This is a genomic window from Rossellomorea sp. DUT-2 (genome assembly GCF_052665285.1).
The window spans coordinates 912,650-930,010 of the sequence record NZ_JBQPEO010000002.1; the positions used below are offsets into that span (position 1 = coordinate 912,650).

Below are 17,361 nucleotides of genomic sequence, written 5' to 3' on the forward strand. Positions count from 1 at the left end.
AGTTATCGTAAAGACACGTAATAGATGGAGATGATGAAATGGCAGAAGCTTTCTTCCCGGAATTGGTTAAAAGTTTTTTCATAGCCTTTGGTGTTTTACTAGGTGGATCCCTGCTCGGCGGTTTAGCTTCTTTTGCCATGGGACAGCCTTTATTCATTGAAATGTGGCGTTTATCTAATTTCCTTAGGATATGGGCGATCATTGCGGCCATCGGAGGTACATTCGATACAGTATACAGCTTTGAAAAAGGCTTCTTAAACGGTGAAACAAAGGAGTTATTCAAACAGTTTCTACTAATACTATCAGCTTTAGGCGGTGCAAACACGGGTGGGATGATCATTAATTGGCTTACACAGGAGCATATTTCATCATGAGAATCCCACCCTTTTACCGGCTTCCTTCCTGGCAGCGGTTCTTCGCCGGAATGGTCGTGGGAGGCATCATCAGCTGGATGATTTTTCTCTTTATGTTCGGCGCCATGCATGAAAAACAAACGCATCTAATAGAAGAGCAGAAAAACGACATCAGTAAACTGAAAAACACCCTGTCTTATTTACAGGAAGAATACAAACAACTAAACAGCGAAAATGAAGACGAACTCACCATCCAGGAAGTCAAAGTGAAGATCATCAACAATACGAAAACAAAAGTTGAATTACTCAGTATACACGAAACAGAGGACCAGTTGAGCGAGGATTTGAGGAGCCTACTTACTATGAACCTGGAAACAGCCTATGGAAATAAAGAACTTGTTAAAAAAATCATTGAAAACAAAACAGTCGAACTAAATGATAAGTCCTTCAACTTAAAGGTGCGGGAGATGTACTTTTATACGACTACGCAGATTACGTTGGAGTTGAAGTATGAGGAATGATGTTGATTGGGACGAACCTGTCGGAGAGGCGAAGGTGCCTTTTGATGAGAGGTTCGTCTTTTGTTCGTTAATGGCTTTTTCTTTGTTGAAAATGATTCATTTATTTTGAAAACTGTTGGGATCTTCTTTCCTACCTTTGATGCCTCTTCTTAAAAGGCATTTCGAGTGCACTTTTCCAACCGGTTCGATTATGATTGCGTCGTTTCCCAACACAATTGCGTCTAAAGTGATGTTCATTGCGTCATTTTATTAATAATTGCGTCTGAAACCATCATAATTGCGTCGTTTTTCTGAGTTATTGCGTCAATTTCCATATTATTACACAACCGTGAAGGCTGAAGAATGAATATACTATCGATCCCCCCTCATCCCACTCTCAAATGCTTCCCGATCATTATTCTCAATTCCATGAAGCGCTTCTTGCAACGCGAATGTGCTCTTATAAAAAATCATTCTTTCAAAGATTTGATCCCCATCCGGATACATTCTCAGGCACCTTTTGACAAAATGCTGGCCGTAACTCGCTAGTAAACCTGCAAAGTCATACGCAGGGTCACCTATTTCCGTTTCTCCAAAGTCTATGATTCCCGTAACCTCTTCCCGCTTTGAATCCCACAAAATATTAGAGGCTCCAAAATCTCCATGGGTAAGAACCGTGTTGAATAATAGAAGTTCCTTATTTGATAAAAACCTTTCAAAGTTATAATTGATTTCAGACTTGGATGATTCATTCATATACGGGAACAGCTTATCTTTAAATTCCCCATATAAATCTGCGATCGTATTCCGTACATCTTCTGCGGTCTTCTTCTCAATTTCGAATCTGTCGACTGGTTGAGAGTGCAATTCCGTCAAAAATTGAACCAATTGGGAAGCTATACGTTCCTCGTTATGAATGTTCTTCATCATATCGGGCCATAAGGGAGTACCTTCAATTCGTTTATAGCCAGTAAATACTTTTCCCACTTCATTGAGTTCCATCGATCTGTACTGAGGATATGGGATGGATAAACTGAGCTTCCCCTTAATCTGCTCCAGGACTTCGGTTTCTTTTATTAATTTTTTGATCCCTTCCACATACTTCGGGAACCTGAAAACGAGGGTATCATTAACCATGAGAACATCATTATTCTGACCAAGATCAATCACTTCACTATGATCTATGTTTAACTCTGGATACATTTCTCTTATTCTTTCTTCATGCATCGACTACATCAACCTCCTCACTGTCTTCTTTCAAAAGCATCATGATTTTCCTTTAAAAACAGATCATACTCAACCGCAAATCGCTCTTCCTCTTCCAGGAATGGATAATGGTTACTTCTTTCAAAGACTACTATTTTTGAATGTGGTATACCTTCAGCCATCTCAATGGAATACATTAAAGGACATTGGACATCATATCTGCCACACATGACTAAAGTGGGGGCTGAAATAAACTCTAGTTTTCTACTGACATCATAAACTTGTAATTCACGGATAAAAAAGTTCATTCTCGAAGCAGACATCCCTTTGTGAATATCGAGGGAAAAAAATTCACTACATTTTTCAGGGAAATATAAAGACAATTTCGTCCTTTCCATCGACAATTCTTTTCTTTTCCCCATTGGTAAATCCGGTCGTTTCAAGGTTTCGATCAGTTCCTGCATCCTGTGGAAATCCGGGTGTGCACTATTATAAATGCAATCCTTCGAAAATGTCATATACTCTCTCGCAGCCGCTCCGACAATCACATTAAATGTCAGACTTTCCGAGAAGTGGATCCCGTAAAGTACCCCTAACATCCCACCCGTCGAATGCCCTGCGAATCCCCATTGAAGAAACCCCAATGCTTCACGAATCGCTTCCAAGTCGAATATGGATTCCAACATACTCAGCTGATAGGGTTCGTTTGCTTTCTCAGATTGACCTGCTTCCCGTAAGTTGATCAAGAAGACTTGGTTGGTTCTTGTGAATGACTCCGCAAAATAGTCACCGGTTTGGTTGAATTCAGAATAATGGTGGGTAACACAAAGCGGGTCTCCCTGCCCTTTGATAAATAGTTCAAACACTCCGCGTGTGGTATGTAGTAATTTTCTTTCCCATTTCCCCATAATCACGTCCCTCTCTGATATAAAGCTTTAAAAAAGGTCCCCCTTAAATGGGAAACCTGATTGATCACGATTCTTCAAAACTGACACTTAAAGGCTTGTTTAGTTTTTTCAAAAGAGGATTGGCCAAGAAGTATACGGCAAAGATCAGGTAACCAATACCTGATATCACCAATAGGTATCTCCCCGAAGTGAACTCTCCTAATATGCCACCGAGAATGTACCCTAAAGGACTCAATGACCCCAACAACGAAGAAATAAAAGCAAATCCAATTCCTATATATCCTTTTGGAAGGTTTACTTGAATTAAGGTCTGTACAAAAATACTCAAAATTCCAATCCCCATCCAGGATAAAGCAAACAATATATATGGAATCACCGACACCTCAATCAATACAAAAGCCAGCAACCAGAACAATCCAGACCATAATGACAAGGCTGGCAGAATACGATTAAGAGCAAATTTCTCTACCTTACTGGATAGAATGGTCCCTGTTAAAGTGCCCAAAGAGATGGCCGTCAACCAGAATCCGTATTCCACAGATGTGTCCGAAATAACCGGAAGCATGGCAATCCCAATGGTCGCCATCACATTCATCCCAACGATACCGATTACCATGCTTAAAAGCGTATGACGTTTCTTGACGACCAGAAATCCTTCTTTAAAATCCTCCTTATACTGCTTGATAAAGCTAAGGGTTTGAACCTCTGTTTCCTTTTTCGATCGAGGAACCTTTAAATAGAATAAAAACAGCATCCCAGTACCGATTAATAAAACGCTATTTGTCACATAAACCATTCCTAATCCAATAAAGGCAATCAGGATTCCCGATACAGCATCACATATGATATCCAACGTTTGATAAGAAAAAGCAAAAATCGAGTTAACCTTTGTCAGCTTATCATGTGGGGTTAGGCTCTCAATCAGGGCACTTTCGGTCGGGTAAGTAGATTCCGATAAGGAAAGGGCCAGGAACATCAACGAAAATAATAAAGGTAACCATAAAAGATTCGTAAAGTATAAGATTGAGATGACAGTGACCAGGACACCCTGCCCCAGCATCGCTACATAAAGAATCTTCCGTTTTGAAAAGCGATCGATAATGGGACCATAAAGAAATTGAATGGTTACGGGCAAGATCGCCACTGCACTTGTCAGTCCGATTAAAAAGGGAGAAGCCGTGGCAGACTTCACGTACCAAATCGTTGCAATCATGTAAAAGCTGTCTGCAAAATTTGTGATTATCCTGCCAGTCAATAAAATCAGTAATTGTCTATTCATTATTATATTCCTTCTTAAAAATCAACAAATAACCCGAGTTATGTTGTTAATCTTAAGGCGGTTTCCACACGATAAATGAGGTCTAATGATCAAATGGATTTAGAAAAATTATTGGGATCATAGTCTATCTCCTTTCATTTATTGGTAATGGTAATTATTTCATAAATATTTTGAATTTTCAACTTATGTTCAAGTGAGGAGAAATTTTTAGATGTTCTCTTAAAATAAGGCTAAAAAACTAAATAGAAATATTAACACCACATACCTATAAGCATTATTTGGTGATTTTTTATTGGTTTTCTTTTTTATATCTATGGTCAAAAATGCAAGTAAAGTAATGATCAATACATATGTAATAGCTTCCTTTATTGACAACAGTCCAGTCATAAGTGTTAAAAGTAAAACTAAACTTATGATGAATAAGAACGTAATAGGAATATACTCAGGTTTGAATTTGACGTTTTGCACGTGGATTACCACCCAATGTTTTCAATTTTTTCTTATTTCATTAGCTTGCTCTCCCATAAGAATGAATTGGAATAAAAAATCGTATGCTTAACCTAAATCACTTTCTCTTCTCAGACGCCTTTCACCTCCAGCTCTAACATCTCCGGCTGTACACACATTCTTTTTCCAAATGACTTTCCTCATGATAATACCAACGGTTCCTATTAATATCAGGACCACGCCGATCCCCCTGAACACAATTAATACTCCAAAATGATGGATAAGTACACCGCCAAGAAGTGGTCCGGCGATAAATAATATACTTAAAGTCGAGTCCACTATACCCGACACTCTGCCTATCGCTTCTGTTGGAGGTTCCTTCTGGATCATGTAATTCACTGCCGTAAATGTTATCCCAGTGCCAATACCTCCGATAAAAGCAAAACAGATTGCTGAGATGAATGTACTTTGATAATCCAAAAACCCTAAACCGCCTGTCATAACACCAATCAGGAGACTGCCAGTCCCGAAGAACCATCCATAGCTCTTGATGGTATCCAACTTAGTAAGAATAAGAATAACTAGAAGAGAGCCGACACCGATCGCCGATATCGTCCAGCCTGTCATCTCTGTCTTGTTGGGAAACACCTCGCTGAATAATGTTACAAGCTGTGCGTCGATCATTTGAATCGTCAAGGTGATGACCATCCCGTACAGTATACTTGCCAGCAAGATCCTGTTCTTAAAAACTATTTCCCATCCTTCCTTCCACGAGCGAAAGAAATGAGCGTGAACATCCGGGGTTGTTCCTTCGTTGTTCTCATTATTTCGTAAAGCTATCCTTGATAATATGATTCCTGAGAGGATGAAGGCAACCGAATTGATACCTATTGAAATGTCCGGGCTGAAGACTCCCGAAACAGACCCACCCAATAGCGGACCCACCACTTTCACCAATTGAAGCAGGCTACCGTTAATGGTAACAGCCTTCATTATATTCTCTTCATCGACAATGTTCCTCACTAAACCTTGCTGGGCCGGGGTGCCGACCACTCCAACGGTATTCCTTAACAGAAGTACTATCAGAGCCACCATAGGGGAGGACACAAACACAAGCAATAGCGTTAGACATCCCCTGATCCAGTCTGAATAAATCAGGATTCTCAGCTTGTCTTTCCGGTCCACAAACACCCCTGCCAACTGGCCAAATAACGTACTCGGAATGGCATACATAACAGGGATCATGGCAATCAACATAGGGTCAGCATTCCATGTATACCTGAATAGAATGAGAACGGCGATAAAGTCAAACCAATTCCCAAGATTCGATAGTGCATTAGCTGAAAAAAACTTAATGAAATTATGATCTCTCCAGATCGATCGATTTTTCTCCATACTTGATTCCCCCACATTCACTCTTTATCAAAGAATAATCGGTGAATGTCAGAGGAATATCAGAGAAAAGCATCAAGCTGATTTCGAATGATAAATTCTACATCAGCTAATTGAAACTCTTCCTCATATCTCTTCAACTGAATGGCGTAAAATTGTGAAAGGTCAAGGTCCCTACCGAATTCAGTCAAATAAAACAAAATGATATTTAGGCTAATGAACAATCCAGGGACATATCTTGCTTGGGAAAACTGGTCCAATCCTCGATCAAAATAGTGTTTCGCTTCGACTGCATCCCTTTTGTAGAGAGAGGCAATTCCTTTAATAACCATAAAACTTGCTTCCTCTCTTAAAAAAGGATATTGTTCAAGCTCTTTCTCAATTTCATTTAGTCTTACTGTTATCCGCTCATCATCTTTTTTTATAAACATCAAGTAAAGCTCTAAAAAGTTAAGTAGGGGTATAAACCCATCCACTTTCTTTTCATGCACCACTTTTTTCGATTTTGCTAAAAGAATTTCCGCTTCCTCCAGCTGCCCGGTGAATACAAGAAGGGGTAACCGATTTAACCATTCCAATTCAGTACGATGATCTACTGGAATGTTCGGATTGGCCATGGCTTTGGCGAAATACTCCAGACACTTCTTCTTGTCCCCTGCTATGTAGGAATATATGTGGAGTAAATAATAGCATCGATCCCAAAATGGAATATCATTCGATTCAGCTATCCATTTGAAATTCCCCTTCATGAATTGAAGATAAAGACGGTTCTGTATATCCAGTTCAAAGCCCAATACTGACTGATTTTCCTCCAGAAGCTTCAGGGCATCACCTTGACCATATAAGTGATATTTCCTAAAGAGCATTGCCATACTGGAAGATACCGCATCGTCCTTCAGTAAGACATTCTCCCTGACTATTTCCCTGATCTTCAGCTTATAACCCACTCCCCTTATAGTCTCAATATTCATAATGGAAGAAAGGGATTTCAATTTTTTCCTGACTCGATAGATATGATCATCGACCGTCCTGTCAGTTGGTTCTTCCCTTGTCCAAACTGCATCCAGCAACTCATCCCGAGTGAAAATACGGGATGGGCTCCGAAATAAACATTCAAATAACAGAAATTCCTTTCTCAAAAAATGAATTTCTTCTGAATGATATTTTAGTATATATTCATTGTGTAATAGCTTAATATTATCCATAGGTTCACCTACATCGTATATCCTTTTTCATGAAAACGCTCCATTAGTTTTTCATTTAAAACTAAATGCTTTTCTTCTGAATACAAGTAAGTACTATCTATCCAATGTTTTGGAGAATAATTCCACACTGGTTTTGTCACATACTCTTCCCTTTCCCATTCGTACCTGGGGAAAATGTGGTCGTGTAAGAAGGCATCTATGTTTCCGTAAATCGAATAATTGATTCGTTTCGGTTTACACACTTTCGTTATGACATCTCCATATGCTCATATCGAGTAAATAATCACTTCTCTGTTTCGCCTCCAGGTCGTTCAAGGAATTCACTTCAACGTACGGTAGCAAGACACAATACCCAGGTAAAAATTGTGTATCCCCCATTACGGAAAAACCGCTTTTCATCTTGGCCAGTACCATAGGATTCCGGCCAGCATGAGCAGACCCGATCCGATCTTTTTTCCATTGGTCATTGTTCATTGACATACAAGGAACCTCCAAAATTCACATTTATTTACCTCTTAATCACGAAAACAATACAATAAAAATTTAATAAAATCGAAACAGCGCTCCTATAAATACAGCACCTACAGCAGCCATCAATAGGTACCTGAATTTGAATAACCACTGGTGTTTATATTCATTAGGATACTTCCACTTCTGAATATCTTTTTTCAAAGTGTAAAAGAAAAGGAGGATCAGCGGTAAAACAATAAGTATGATAATCCCAAGAAAGAAAACCTGATTGTAATACATCATGGATGATTCCTTCAGAAAAACTTTCAAAACTTCACCCAGTGCAACAAAAAGCAAAATCAACAGCATGACATTGGATGTAAAAACGGCAGAGAGTTTTCCCTTTCTTAATGTCCCTTATTATTAAACAAGCACTGCCGATGCGTAAAAATATGTACTTCCAGACATGGGATCCCTTCTCTTTTCCTTAACTAACAAAAAACTGAGACATCCAGGCAATATAGTATGAGCCCGGGATAAAGATCAGTTGCGCGATCACTGTCCCGAACAATCTTGAAATGATCATCATGATGGAAAGACCTTTTAATTCTGTATAATTACCCTTCCCATTTGCCACATCATCAGCCAACACGGAAATCTTAGGATCAATGAACAGGGTAAGTAAAATAGTTGCGATACCATTGATTAATCCCGAAGCCATGGTCGCACTGTGTCCTCTATCAGGTACGATGATAGCTGCATATAGCGCAGATAGAACACCAATCGTGTAAACCGCTGTAATCATCATATTGATGAAAAACAACCTCTTTGGAATTGCCCTGAAATTGATACCCGTCAAATATCTTCTACCCGGTTTGGAGATATGATTGATCCCTCTTTTATAAAGGTCATTTTTAAACCCAAGCTTGATCAATCGGGGAACAGAACCTCCCTGCTCTGAAAGATGGATAATCCCCCTGGAGAACAAAGCAACGAATGTAGGCAATAATACAATTCCCAGGATTGTCCCTAAAGTCGAGGCACCAATCAACACCCTGAATTGCCCTTCTATCACTTCTAATTCTCTGCCCTCAGGTGCAGCATCGATGAGACCGCCTGTAAAAGGCTGCTGCATCATATTCGACATCCTTGAAACAATGACCATCATATTAAACAAAGATAAACCCGAAGCGATTAGCTTCACCCTTGCCCCGGATAACCGGACAGCATAAGCAAGGGTTTCAATGCTATGTATAATCAGAATAAATAGTGCAATCGATATAACAGGTAAAGAAACAAACTCCACGACGACAGCTCCCTTTTTTATCCAAAACATATTATAGCATTAAAAAAAGGAACATTCCGTATTTTTGAAATGTTCCTTGAATTCTGCTCTCCTTTATTTTCTATACGCCTCATACCAATGATAAGGTTGCACTTCTTTTAAAGTCTTAAATAGTAGATCACCTTCAGGATGAAAAATTCCAACCTTCACGCTCGCTCCCCAATAGAAAAGCCTCTCCTGACATATACCACAAGGTGTTAGAACTTTGTACTCGGCGTTTTCATCATCACGCATAACGCAAATGGAATGAGTCACTTCAGTATCCAGTTTATGCGCTTCCAGTATGGCTCCCGTTTCGATACATAACTCTGTGGAAGCATTGATGATTTCCGGGGAAACACTAGTAAGGATCTCTCCGCTTTTTGTATTCAACGCAGCAGCACCGCCCCAACCTGTCGGGTATCTTTTTTGGATTAAGGCTACTGCTTCTTCGAAAAGTTTTATTTCAATATTCATCTAATGGCCCCCTCTAAAAAGTAAATTTTAAACTTCCTATGTATTCTATACTACGTTGGTCATTTTCATTTTACCAGGCGAATGAAGGGCTGAAATCTTCCTATTCTAACTAGACATCTATTGAAATCAAATGAAATGTTCGTATTTTCCGCTTGAATAAGGGCTGTTTCGGAGTAAAACCTTCGATCAGTACTCTCTCCAACGGTTTATGATCCGGTTTGGACTCTTTATGATCCTCTTTTCGAAAATATAATCCGGTTTTGGGAACTTATGATCATGATTTTCGATATATGATCCTGATTATCATTTTATGAGCAGTTTGTCGAAAAATCCTCATTCAAGGGCTTTCTGCAAAATAGAAAAGCTCCTAGCATTTGATCAACTACCTGAGTTCTTAGGAGCAGTCGGAGAAACCATGTACCAATAAGCGCTTTCCTAGTCAAAAGAAAAGAAACTGGTTACACTAAAAATAATGATCTTATAGAAGTGGAGAGGATATGATGAAAGCACTCATATTTGAGAAATTTGGAGGACCGGATGTCTTGCATTACCGTGATATTGAAGATGCCGCCATAGGAGCGGATGAAATTTTATTAGATATGAAAGCAATCGGCCTGAATTTCGCGGACGTATATAGAAGAAAAGGAAACTATCATTTAGCAGGAAATCCTCCTTACATATGTGGGTATGAAGGAGCCGGTATCGTCAAGCGTGTCGGAAGCAACGTCTCAGGAATAGAAGTCGGGGACCGCATCGCTTTTGCCGATGTCCCTTATGCGAACGCTGAACTTGTGGCAGTACCTAAAGAAAAAGCCATTCCACTGCCTGACGATATATCGTACGAAACAGCTGCCTCCCTTTTATTACAAGGGCTCACTGCTCATTACTTAACGAAAGACAGCTATAGTATTAAAAATGGGGATACTGCTTTAATCCATGCGGCAGCAGGAGGAGTCGGACAGCTTTTAGTACAAATCATCAAGATTTTAGGTGGAAGCGTCATCGGTTTAACGTCCTCGGAAGAAAAGAGACAAGCGGCGTTGTCCACTGGAGCCGACCATATGTTTTTATACAGTGATGACTGGAAAAAGCAAGTTGATAATGTTACTGAAGGTAAAGGCGCGGACGTTGTATATGAATCCGTAGGTTCCACATTAATGGACAGCTTTGAGGTCACCCGCATAGGAGGGACGGTCGTATTCTTTGGTATGGCAGGAGGCGATCCTGTTTCCGTTGATCCCCGAATGCTGATGGACACCTCTAAAACTCTGACAGGAGGAGACCTATGGAATGTATTGACGTCTCACGAAGAACGGGTAACCCGCTCTCACGAATTATTCGGATGGATTCAGGAAGGAAAATTGAAGGTTTCTGAACCCACAGTCTTTTCTTTAAGCGAAGGAGCAAAGGCGCACGCATATTTGGAGAGTCGAAAGAGTACCGGCAAAATTTTATTGATTCCTTAAATCAGGAGCAGCAGATGCTGCTCTTTTTTCATGCAAACTTTCTCCCCCCACGCTCACTACAGTTTCAAATATAGAAACTCCCCTTCATAATTTGAAGCAAACTTCCCACACTATTACTATATAAACTGTGCAAAGGAGACAAGCATATGAGCCAATACGAAGTTTCAACCTTAAAGAAGGGATTACAAATTCTCGATGTTCTGATGACGAAAGGGGAAATGACCCTTACGGACGTCATGGATCATTTTCAATGGAATAAAACAACGACATTCCGTCTACTGTACACATTGGAGAAGATGGATTTCATCCAAAAGGGTGTTCATGGTTTTACACTTACCGGAAAGTCGTCCACACCTAAACAGCCACATGATCCGTTGGTCGACTGGGTATCAGTGCCGGCACTGTATGAACTGAGCAAGAAGCTCGGGGAAACGATGTACATCGGGATCTTGGATGGAACGGATGTGGTGACGACGCAGATTGTCGACGGCACTCACGCCATGCGGACCCACTCTACCATCGGGGACCGGGATCCTGCACATGGAAGTGCCCTTGGGAAAGCCATTCTTGCCTTTATGGAGCCTGATACCCAGGAGTCATTCTTGAGGTATCTTCAATATGCCAAAACGACGATTCATACCTTTGACGACCGGCAGCTATTCCTTTATCACCTGAAAGCCATTAAGGAACAAGGGTATGCCGTCGATGATGAGGAAACCGAAATCGGCGTACGGTGCATTGCGGTGCCGATATATGTGAACGGACGTGTCATGGCAAGCGTCGCGATCTCGGGACCTGTCTCCCGGCTATCCAAGAAATTGGACAAAACCATCAGCAAGGATTTGAAGGAATGCAGTAGGCGGATCTCTGAACAGTTAGAACGTAAATAAGGAGGTTATCATCTTGAAATCATTTACATCTAAAAGCCTGATTGCCCTTATTGCATTGGCGATCAGCGCATTTGCCATTGGTACGACTGAATTCGTCATTGTCGGTTTGCTCCAGACAGTGGCGTCGGACCTTTCCATTTCTGTCACGAAAGCCGGTACCCTTGTGTCTGGTTACGCAGCTGCCATCGCCATCGGGACACCGATCGTGACGGCGATGACCAGCAGACTGCCGAAGAAAGGACTGCTCCTTAGTCTATTGATCATCTTCATTGCAGGAAACACACTATCTGCTATTGCAGACACGTATAGCCTGTTGCTCTTATCACGCATCATCACGGCTGTCGCACACGGAGTCTTCTTTGCCATTGCAGCCACCGTGGCAGCGGATTTTGTTCCGAAAGACAAGCAGGCTCAGGCGATTTCGATCATGTTCACCGGATTGACGGTTGCAACGATCCTTGGAGTACCATTCGGCACATTAATCGGACAACATTTCGGCTGGAGGGCAACCTTTTTAGCCGTAGCCGTCCTTGGCGTGATTGCCCTTATCACGAATTGGGTGTCCATCGATAAGCCTGAAAGAAAAGAAGACAAGCTGACCATAAGAGATATCGGCAGACTGATCGGAAATCCGAGAATCATCCTGGCTCTTCTTATGACGTCATTAGGGTTTGGAGGAACGTTCGCCTTATTCACCTATTTAACACCGATATTGGAAAAGGTGAGCAGCATTTCCCCTGACCACATCTTTTGGATGCTCCTCCTTTACGGGGCAGCCACGGCAGTAGGAAATATCATCGGTGGTAAAATCACCAATCAGCATCCTGTCAAGGCGCTAAGGTGGGTGTTTCTATTTCAACTCACTGCCTTGCTATTGCAGATGATCCTCCTTCCAAACACCATGTTGAGCCATCTTTCTATCATTCTGCTTGGCCTATTTGCCTTCATGATGTCGCCAGGAGTTCAATCCTATATCGTCTCACTTGCTGAAAAGCTTGTCCCGAGTGCAAAAGATCTCGCCTCGGCACTGAATATTTCAGGATTCAATATCGGGATTGCAGCAGGCTCTGCGCTTGGTGGGTTCGCCATCAACTATCTGGACTACCTGGACACTGCATGGATCGGCGGTCTTATGGTACTCGCTGCCCTGATTCTGGCAGTCATCAATTACCGCTTGGATCAAAAACAAAAACTTTTTTAAAGGAGAATGCATGATGAACACAGAACAATTACTACAATTAGAGGATTCCTTAACGTTTACGAGCTTTTCAAACGAAGACGCCCTGCAGCTCGGCATGGAGCTTGTCAGCCTCGCTAAAGAAAACGGGGTCAACATCGCCGTTCACGTGGAACGAAACCGCGTCCCTTTATTTACTCATTTAATGGACGGGACTTCAGAAGAAAATGTTTACTGGCTGCATCGAAAGAAAAGAGTAGTAGATCACTATAATCATAGTACGCAATTCATTGCTGCACGGTTCGGAGAAAGCGGTCTTCAGCACGACGAGCACTCATTGCTGTCCCCCGCAGAATATCAGGCCATCGGCGGTTCCCTTCCCATCCGACTGAAAGGTGCCGGCGTCATCGGAAGCGTGACGGTAGCCGGTCTCACACCTGAATTGGATCACGAATATGTAGTGAAGGGTGTAGAACGTTTTTTGGATAAATAAGCAGATATGATCCAAGAGGCCCCAATCCTCATAAGGCTGGGGCCTCTCTCTTCTTTCTATAAATCCTGGGACAACCGGATCATATCACGACACTGGATGCCATTTTCAAATATTTCTTCCGGGTAATGCCTGATGAAAAAGTCCAAATCCACACCAACGATCCTGAATCCACACTTTTGATAAAGGGCCAATTGGCCAACGCCTGAATTCCCGGTCCCGACTTCAATGGTCTTGTAACCTTTCTCCCTAGCCACCTTTACGGCAGCCATCACCAGCTGTTTACCTATCCCTTTCCCATGCAGCTCTTCTGCAACCGCCACATTCACTAGCTCGACAGTTACGGGTCTTGTGGGAAGTAACACGTATACGCCTACGATTTTCTTTTCGAGCTCCGCTACAAAGCATTCTCCCCTATATATGTATTCTTTTACAATCTCTTCGGATGGATCTGCCAAGAGCAGCAATTCCATTGGAAGTTCTTCATCTTTCTTTCGTTTTCTGATGATCATTTCCTGCCTCCACTGAATGACTTAATCAAAACAGTTTTTGTTAAAATTTTCAATCTAAGCATAACTTATTCTGATCACACATTAAGAGAAAAAATATTCATCTAGGCATATCACCTTTACTAACCTGAAATCAATAGTATACTGAACATATTCTTCATCTTGAAGATAGTGATTTAAAGTAGGACCGTTTATTGTAAATCGAAAAATTCCTTATTTGTAGCAGCTTACCAGTGACACTGGTAAGCTTTTTTTTGCATGTAAATTATATCCGTCATTCTTCCATCAGGAAGATCAGAGCTTACATTTTCTGTTCAATCAGTCGTGCACATTCCTCCGGAGGTGTTGTAGTCGTATCAACTGTCACATCATAAATCATTCCTTCGTGCACAACAGTGGCCTGTGATACAGCCATCCCTTCAATCCGGTCCCCTCGCGATTTCTCACGAGCAGCAGCTACGATCGGGTCACATAAGACGCCAATCCAAAGTACCTGCAATCCTTCCAAAGTAGTTTCCCATCGTTTACGAGCTTTCACTCCACTAAGGAAAACATCGTCGATGATGATCCCGGCTCCTTTCCGTGCCATCTCTCCCATTCCGTGCATCCATGCCGATTCCAATTCTCGAAACTCTGTACCTGGACTGACCGATCCGTCTTCACAGAGCTTAATTCCGCTGTCTTTCTTTAGCATGGCATCAGGCATAGACTCGATTAGGTCATCAATGCTGAATCTCAGCCATGACTCTGTGAATGAATTCTGCAGACATTTCGCCAGCGTCGTTTTACCGGAGCTTGATCCGCCGTTTAGGATGATGATGTTTGTCATGGGTTTTACCTCACTTTCTTATAATAGGAATAGATTCACAAGTTAACCGTAAAAAAGCTTGGCCATAGCTATAGAATTATTTAGACTCAAACAATCCAGTTGACTTTGTAATATTTATAACTCCATTGTTAGCTTTTTTTTCAGATGCCAGGAATGATAGAAACTGTGATAACGTATCACCGTTCAAGGTCTTATTCAGGTCTGTATTAGAGGAAAGCAGATAATCCACTATTGCTTTTTCGTCTGTAATGTTCAACCCGCCTGGAAAATCTATATAAACGATTTCACTGAAAAAGCCCTGAAGTTGCTCATCCCCATTTTCCACTCCGAACTTCAAGGCATGTTCTCTAGCTGATGGAAAGTCTAAATTTGGATCAAAACTCTTTAACAACTCACCAAATTCTTTCAGATGATTACCCCCGATAGTTGAACAGTAAAATGTACCACCCGGTTTTAACACTCGCCTTACCTCTTTTAAAGCGTCCTTTCTATTCGGGACATGATACAACATATGGTTGGCGATCAATATATCAAAACGATTATCTTCAAAGGGAATATCCTCAATGTTAAATTGACAGTAATGGATATTAGGTATCCCCTCTAAATTCTTTTTAGCTGACTCAACCATACCCTCGGAATAATCAGAAAGAATCAAGTTCCAGCTACTATCAATCCGATCTCTATTTTTCAACCAAAAAGTACCGTCCCCGCATCCCATTTCAAGAATCCTACTATTAGGAGAGATGTTCATCTGTTCAAAAAGCCATAGATGCCAATCCTTTTTATTATCACTATATTTCTCGTGAATGTTTATCCGGGTATTTAGTTTCGTTGGATTACGATATTGTTCTTCTAATGAATTCAAGCTTTAATCCCTCCACACACTAAATTTTCTCTTTCAGTCGGACAGGAAAATTAATAAAGGTTCGTTTACTATCTTTCAATCTTTAATACATCCTCAGAAGGAGACAGATAGTCTTTTTCTCCAATTGAAAAAGAAGTTCTTTGACGATTTAGTTCAGCATACTGAACAACTTTATCCTCATTAAGAAAAACCATTAAATAGATATCATCTCTACTACGGATGTTGCTGGGATCTTCAAACTCAACCCCCAACTGCTTTTCAATATGCTCTTCTGGAGTATAAGGTTCAAACAAGTAAGCTTTATCCCACTTAAAATCCGCTAATGATTTAACCTTTATAACCTTATTATCTTGATCTTTAACCATTGAATAAACGGCCTTCTCAAAATCCTTATTATGCAGATCATCACTTTGGCTACAGCCAACGATCATGAATACTATAAGCAGGAAGGAAACCGTTATTATTCTCAAGGCAGACAGCTCACTTTCCTTATTTTGATTTGCCGCAGGTGGAGTCTACCCCCTGATACATGCACATTAATTATTTATTAGATTCTTCAAATACTCTATCTTCCCCATATCCTTATGATTATTTTGATCTGCCCGATAGCTGTCCTTGGATGAAGCCTCGTAAACACGTAAATATTGCTCGGGACTCAGCAGATAATATTTCACTTCTCCCTTTTGATGCATTTCCAGATCTTCTAATCGTACCCCCGCGAAGTCCGGCAACGTGTCGATTATTCCAAACTCAACGGATAATCCATCTTTCGAGAACTCATGTTCATGCAGATCAATCAGGGTATAACCCTTTGAATTCATTACCTTCACAATATCATTCCAGTTATGTATGGATGTTTCAGGGGGTACTTCCCATCCTCTTTTATCACCAGGCACATGTATGTCCAGATCCTGTGCGTCCCAGCTCTTTTCTGTGACTACTTCCAATCCCACAGAGCCTATCAGCAATGGAGTGATTCCAATCCCATTCAGCCTCCTGGCAACTTCAATAAACTCATTAAACTTTTGATGATACGCCTTCACCACTGAAAAACTCCTCCCTGAGAATACTCATCCGCAACCTGTCCACGAATTCCCCGTTTCTCAACCGGTCCTGCCTTAATAGACCTTCATCCACATATCCCATTCTTCTATAAGACTTGATTGCTTTTTCATTATCGACCTCGACTCTTAGCCAAATCTTGTTCAGCCCGAGTTCCTCAAATCCCCATTGAAGCATCTCTCGCATCGCAGCTAATCCGAATCCTCTTCCCCAATAGGTTTTATCTCCGATCGCCACTCCCAGTTCTGCATGTTTGTTTAAACGATCGATGTTTTTTAAATCGATCCAGCCGATGTGTGTGCCTTCTTTCGTCATAATCGCCTTTTGTTCATATCCATTCGTCCTCTTGATGCACATGTCAATCCAGGCAAGGGTTTCTTCCCGGCTGAATGGAGGATATTTCTCCGGCATGTTCAAGTGCTTCGTTACTTCTCTATCCAGACACCACTGGTATCGGTCTTCTGCATCATCCAGCGTCAATTCTCTTAAGGTAACGTTCGGCCATTGAATCGGTTTCATCGTAGTTCTCCTT

20 protein-coding genes are annotated in these 17,361 nt (G+C 41.2%); 6 read left to right on the forward strand and 14 right to left on the reverse strand.

Annotated elements, in window-relative coordinates:
* Positions 1-38: 38 nt before the first annotated feature.
* Positions 39-374: a YtrH family sporulation protein gene (locus tag ACOSV2_RS10360; RefSeq protein WP_113969604.1), complete on the forward strand. Its 336-nt coding sequence runs from the start codon at positions 39-41 to the stop codon at positions 372-374.
* Positions 371-874 (forward strand): sporulation membrane protein YtrI, encoded by a 504-nt coding sequence (ytrI, locus tag ACOSV2_RS10365; RefSeq protein ID WP_428974987.1) that lies wholly within the window; start codon positions 371-373, stop codon positions 872-874. The genes ACOSV2_RS10360 and ytrI overlap by 4 nt, the downstream gene beginning before the upstream one ends.
* Before the next feature lie 351 nt (positions 875-1,225).
* Here the strand turns inward: ytrI and ACOSV2_RS10370 are convergent, their stop codons facing one another.
* The 8 genes from ACOSV2_RS10370 to ACOSV2_RS10405 all read right to left on the reverse strand — a co-directional run bounded on the left by ACOSV2_RS10370 (position 1,226) and on the right by ACOSV2_RS10405 (position 9,541).
* The gene (locus tag ACOSV2_RS10370) at positions 1,226-2,080 is read right to left on the reverse strand and encodes a phosphotransferase family protein (RefSeq protein WP_428974988.1); all 855 of its coding nucleotides are present in this window, start codon (positions 2,078-2,080) and stop codon (positions 1,226-1,228) included.
* Positions 2,081-2,097: 17 nt separating this feature from the next.
* Positions 2,098-2,967 (reverse strand): alpha/beta fold hydrolase, encoded by an 870-nt coding sequence (locus ACOSV2_RS10375; RefSeq protein WP_428974989.1) that lies wholly within the window; start codon positions 2,965-2,967, stop codon positions 2,098-2,100.
* Positions 2,968-3,031: 64 nt separating this feature from the next.
* Positions 3,032-4,246 carry an MFS transporter gene (locus ACOSV2_RS10380; protein ID WP_428974990.1) on the reverse strand — a complete coding sequence of 405 codons (1,215 nt, stop codon included), beginning with the start codon at positions 4,244-4,246 and terminating at the stop codon, positions 3,032-3,034.
* A 555-nt stretch (positions 4,247-4,801) separates the two neighbouring features.
* Positions 4,802-6,088 carry an MFS transporter gene (locus ACOSV2_RS10385; RefSeq protein ID WP_428974991.1) on the reverse strand — a complete coding sequence of 429 codons (1,287 nt, stop codon included), beginning with the start codon at positions 6,086-6,088 and terminating at the stop codon, positions 4,802-4,804.
* Between the two features lie 59 nt (positions 6,089-6,147).
* Entirely contained in the window at positions 6,148-7,290 is a 1,143-nt protein-coding gene (locus tag ACOSV2_RS10390) for a winged helix-turn-helix domain-containing protein (RefSeq protein WP_428974992.1), read from the reverse strand.
* A 234-nt stretch (positions 7,291-7,524) separates the two neighbouring features.
* Complete coding sequence (locus ACOSV2_RS10395; protein WP_428974993.1) at positions 7,525-7,770, reverse strand: hypothetical protein; 246 nt, start codon at positions 7,768-7,770, stop codon at positions 7,525-7,527.
* Positions 7,771-8,227: 457 nt separating this feature from the next.
* Complete coding sequence (locus ACOSV2_RS10400; RefSeq protein ID WP_428974994.1) at positions 8,228-9,046, reverse strand: lipid II flippase Amj family protein; 819 nt, start codon at positions 9,044-9,046, stop codon at positions 8,228-8,230.
* A gap of 93 nt (positions 9,047-9,139) precedes the next feature.
* Entirely contained in the window at positions 9,140-9,541 is a 402-nt protein-coding gene (locus ACOSV2_RS10405) for a cytidine deaminase (RefSeq protein WP_428974995.1), read from the reverse strand.
* A 500-nt stretch (positions 9,542-10,041) separates the two neighbouring features.
* On the opposite strand from ACOSV2_RS10405, the gene ACOSV2_RS10410 reads away from it, so the two are divergent.
* The 4 genes from ACOSV2_RS10410 to ACOSV2_RS10425 all read left to right on the forward strand — a co-directional run bounded on the left by ACOSV2_RS10410 (position 10,042) and on the right by ACOSV2_RS10425 (position 13,567).
* Complete coding sequence (locus ACOSV2_RS10410; RefSeq protein ID WP_428975102.1) at positions 10,042-11,007, forward strand: quinone oxidoreductase family protein; 966 nt, start codon at positions 10,042-10,044, stop codon at positions 11,005-11,007.
* A 146-nt stretch (positions 11,008-11,153) separates the two neighbouring features.
* The gene (locus tag ACOSV2_RS10415; protein ID WP_428974996.1) at positions 11,154-11,897 is read left to right on the forward strand and encodes an IclR family transcriptional regulator; all 744 of its coding nucleotides are present in this window, start codon (positions 11,154-11,156) and stop codon (positions 11,895-11,897) included.
* Positions 11,898-11,910: 13 nt separating this feature from the next.
* On the forward strand, positions 11,911-13,098 hold the full coding sequence (locus ACOSV2_RS10420; protein WP_428974997.1) for an MFS transporter: 1,188 nt from the start codon (positions 11,911-11,913) through the stop codon (positions 13,096-13,098).
* 13 nt (positions 13,099-13,111) lie between these two features.
* A complete protein-coding gene (locus tag ACOSV2_RS10425) occupies positions 13,112-13,567 on the forward strand; it encodes a heme-binding protein (RefSeq protein ID WP_428974998.1) in 456 nt (151 codons plus the stop codon).
* A gap of 56 nt (positions 13,568-13,623) precedes the next feature.
* On the opposite strand, the gene ACOSV2_RS10430 is transcribed toward ACOSV2_RS10425, so the two are convergent.
* The 6 genes from ACOSV2_RS10430 to ACOSV2_RS10455 form a co-directional block, all read right to left on the reverse strand.
* Positions 13,624-14,076: a GNAT family N-acetyltransferase gene (locus ACOSV2_RS10430; protein WP_428974999.1), complete on the reverse strand. Its 453-nt coding sequence runs from the start codon at positions 14,074-14,076 to the stop codon at positions 13,624-13,626.
* A gap of 298 nt (positions 14,077-14,374) precedes the next feature.
* Positions 14,375-14,902 carry a chloramphenicol phosphotransferase CPT family protein gene (locus ACOSV2_RS10435; RefSeq protein ID WP_428975000.1) on the reverse strand — a complete coding sequence of 176 codons (528 nt, stop codon included), beginning with the start codon at positions 14,900-14,902 and terminating at the stop codon, positions 14,375-14,377.
* Between the two features lie 76 nt (positions 14,903-14,978).
* Complete coding sequence (locus ACOSV2_RS10440; RefSeq protein ID WP_428975001.1) at positions 14,979-15,767, reverse strand: class I SAM-dependent methyltransferase; 789 nt, start codon at positions 15,765-15,767, stop codon at positions 14,979-14,981.
* Positions 15,768-15,835: 68 nt separating this feature from the next.
* Positions 15,836-16,132: a hypothetical protein gene (locus tag ACOSV2_RS10445; RefSeq protein ID WP_428975002.1), complete on the reverse strand. Its 297-nt coding sequence runs from the start codon at positions 16,130-16,132 to the stop codon at positions 15,836-15,838.
* Positions 16,133-16,303: 171 nt separating this feature from the next.
* Complete coding sequence (locus tag ACOSV2_RS10450) at positions 16,304-16,813, reverse strand: phosphoribosylanthranilate isomerase (protein WP_428975003.1); 510 nt, start codon at positions 16,811-16,813, stop codon at positions 16,304-16,306.
* Positions 16,785-17,348 carry a GNAT family N-acetyltransferase gene (locus ACOSV2_RS10455; protein WP_428975004.1) on the reverse strand — a complete coding sequence of 188 codons (564 nt, stop codon included), beginning with the start codon at positions 17,346-17,348 and terminating at the stop codon, positions 16,785-16,787. Before ACOSV2_RS10455 ends, ACOSV2_RS10450 begins: the two co-directional genes overlap by 29 nt.
* Between the last annotated feature and the right edge of the window lie 13 nt (positions 17,349-17,361).

Excerpts from the sequence above, each read along its gene's own strand:
- ACOSV2_RS10375 (WP_428974989.1), bottom strand. The coding sequence starts at position 2,967 with ATGGGGAAATGGGAAAGAAAATTACTACATACCACACGCGGAGTGTTT.
- ACOSV2_RS10405 (WP_428974995.1), bottom strand. The coding sequence starts at position 9,541 with ATGAATATTGAAATAAAACTTTTCGAAGAAGCAGTAGCCTTAATCCAA.
- ACOSV2_RS10415 (WP_428974996.1), top strand. The coding sequence starts at position 11,154 with ATGAGCCAATACGAAGTTTCAACCTTAAAGAAGGGATTACAAATTCTC.
- ACOSV2_RS10380 (WP_428974990.1), bottom strand. The coding sequence starts at position 4,246 with ATGAATAGACAATTACTGATTTTATTGACTGGCAGGATAATCACAAAT.
- ACOSV2_RS10395 (WP_428974993.1), bottom strand. The coding sequence starts at position 7,770 with ATGTCAATGAACAATGACCAATGGAAAAAAGATCGGATCGGGTCTGCT.
- ACOSV2_RS10410 (WP_428975102.1), top strand. The coding sequence starts at position 10,042 with ATGAAAGCACTCATATTTGAGAAATTTGGAGGACCGGATGTCTTGCAT.
- ACOSV2_RS10385 (WP_428974991.1), bottom strand. The coding sequence starts at position 6,088 with ATGGAGAAAAATCGATCGATCTGGAGAGATCATAATTTCATTAAGTTT.
- ACOSV2_RS10360 (WP_113969604.1), top strand. The coding sequence starts at position 39 with ATGGCAGAAGCTTTCTTCCCGGAATTGGTTAAAAGTTTTTTCATAGCC.
- ACOSV2_RS10425 (WP_428974998.1), top strand. The coding sequence starts at position 13,112 with ATGAACACAGAACAATTACTACAATTAGAGGATTCCTTAACGTTTACG.
- ACOSV2_RS10430 (WP_428974999.1), bottom strand. The coding sequence starts at position 14,076 with ATGATCATCAGAAAACGAAAGAAAGATGAAGAACTTCCAATGGAATTG.
- ACOSV2_RS10455 (WP_428975004.1), bottom strand. The coding sequence starts at position 17,348 with ATGAAACCGATTCAATGGCCGAACGTTACCTTAAGAGAATTGACGCTG.
- ACOSV2_RS10370 (WP_428974988.1), bottom strand. The coding sequence starts at position 2,080 with ATGCATGAAGAAAGAATAAGAGAAATGTATCCAGAGTTAAACATAGAT.
- ACOSV2_RS10435 (WP_428975000.1), bottom strand. The coding sequence starts at position 14,902 with ATGACAAACATCATCATCCTAAACGGCGGATCAAGCTCCGGTAAAACG.
- ytrI (WP_428974987.1), top strand. The coding sequence starts at position 371 with ATGAGAATCCCACCCTTTTACCGGCTTCCTTCCTGGCAGCGGTTCTTC.
- ACOSV2_RS10390 (WP_428974992.1), bottom strand. The coding sequence starts at position 7,290 with ATGGATAATATTAAGCTATTACACAATGAATATATACTAAAATATCAT.
- ACOSV2_RS10445 (WP_428975002.1), bottom strand. The coding sequence starts at position 16,132 with ATGGTTAAAGATCAAGATAATAAGGTTATAAAGGTTAAATCATTAGCG.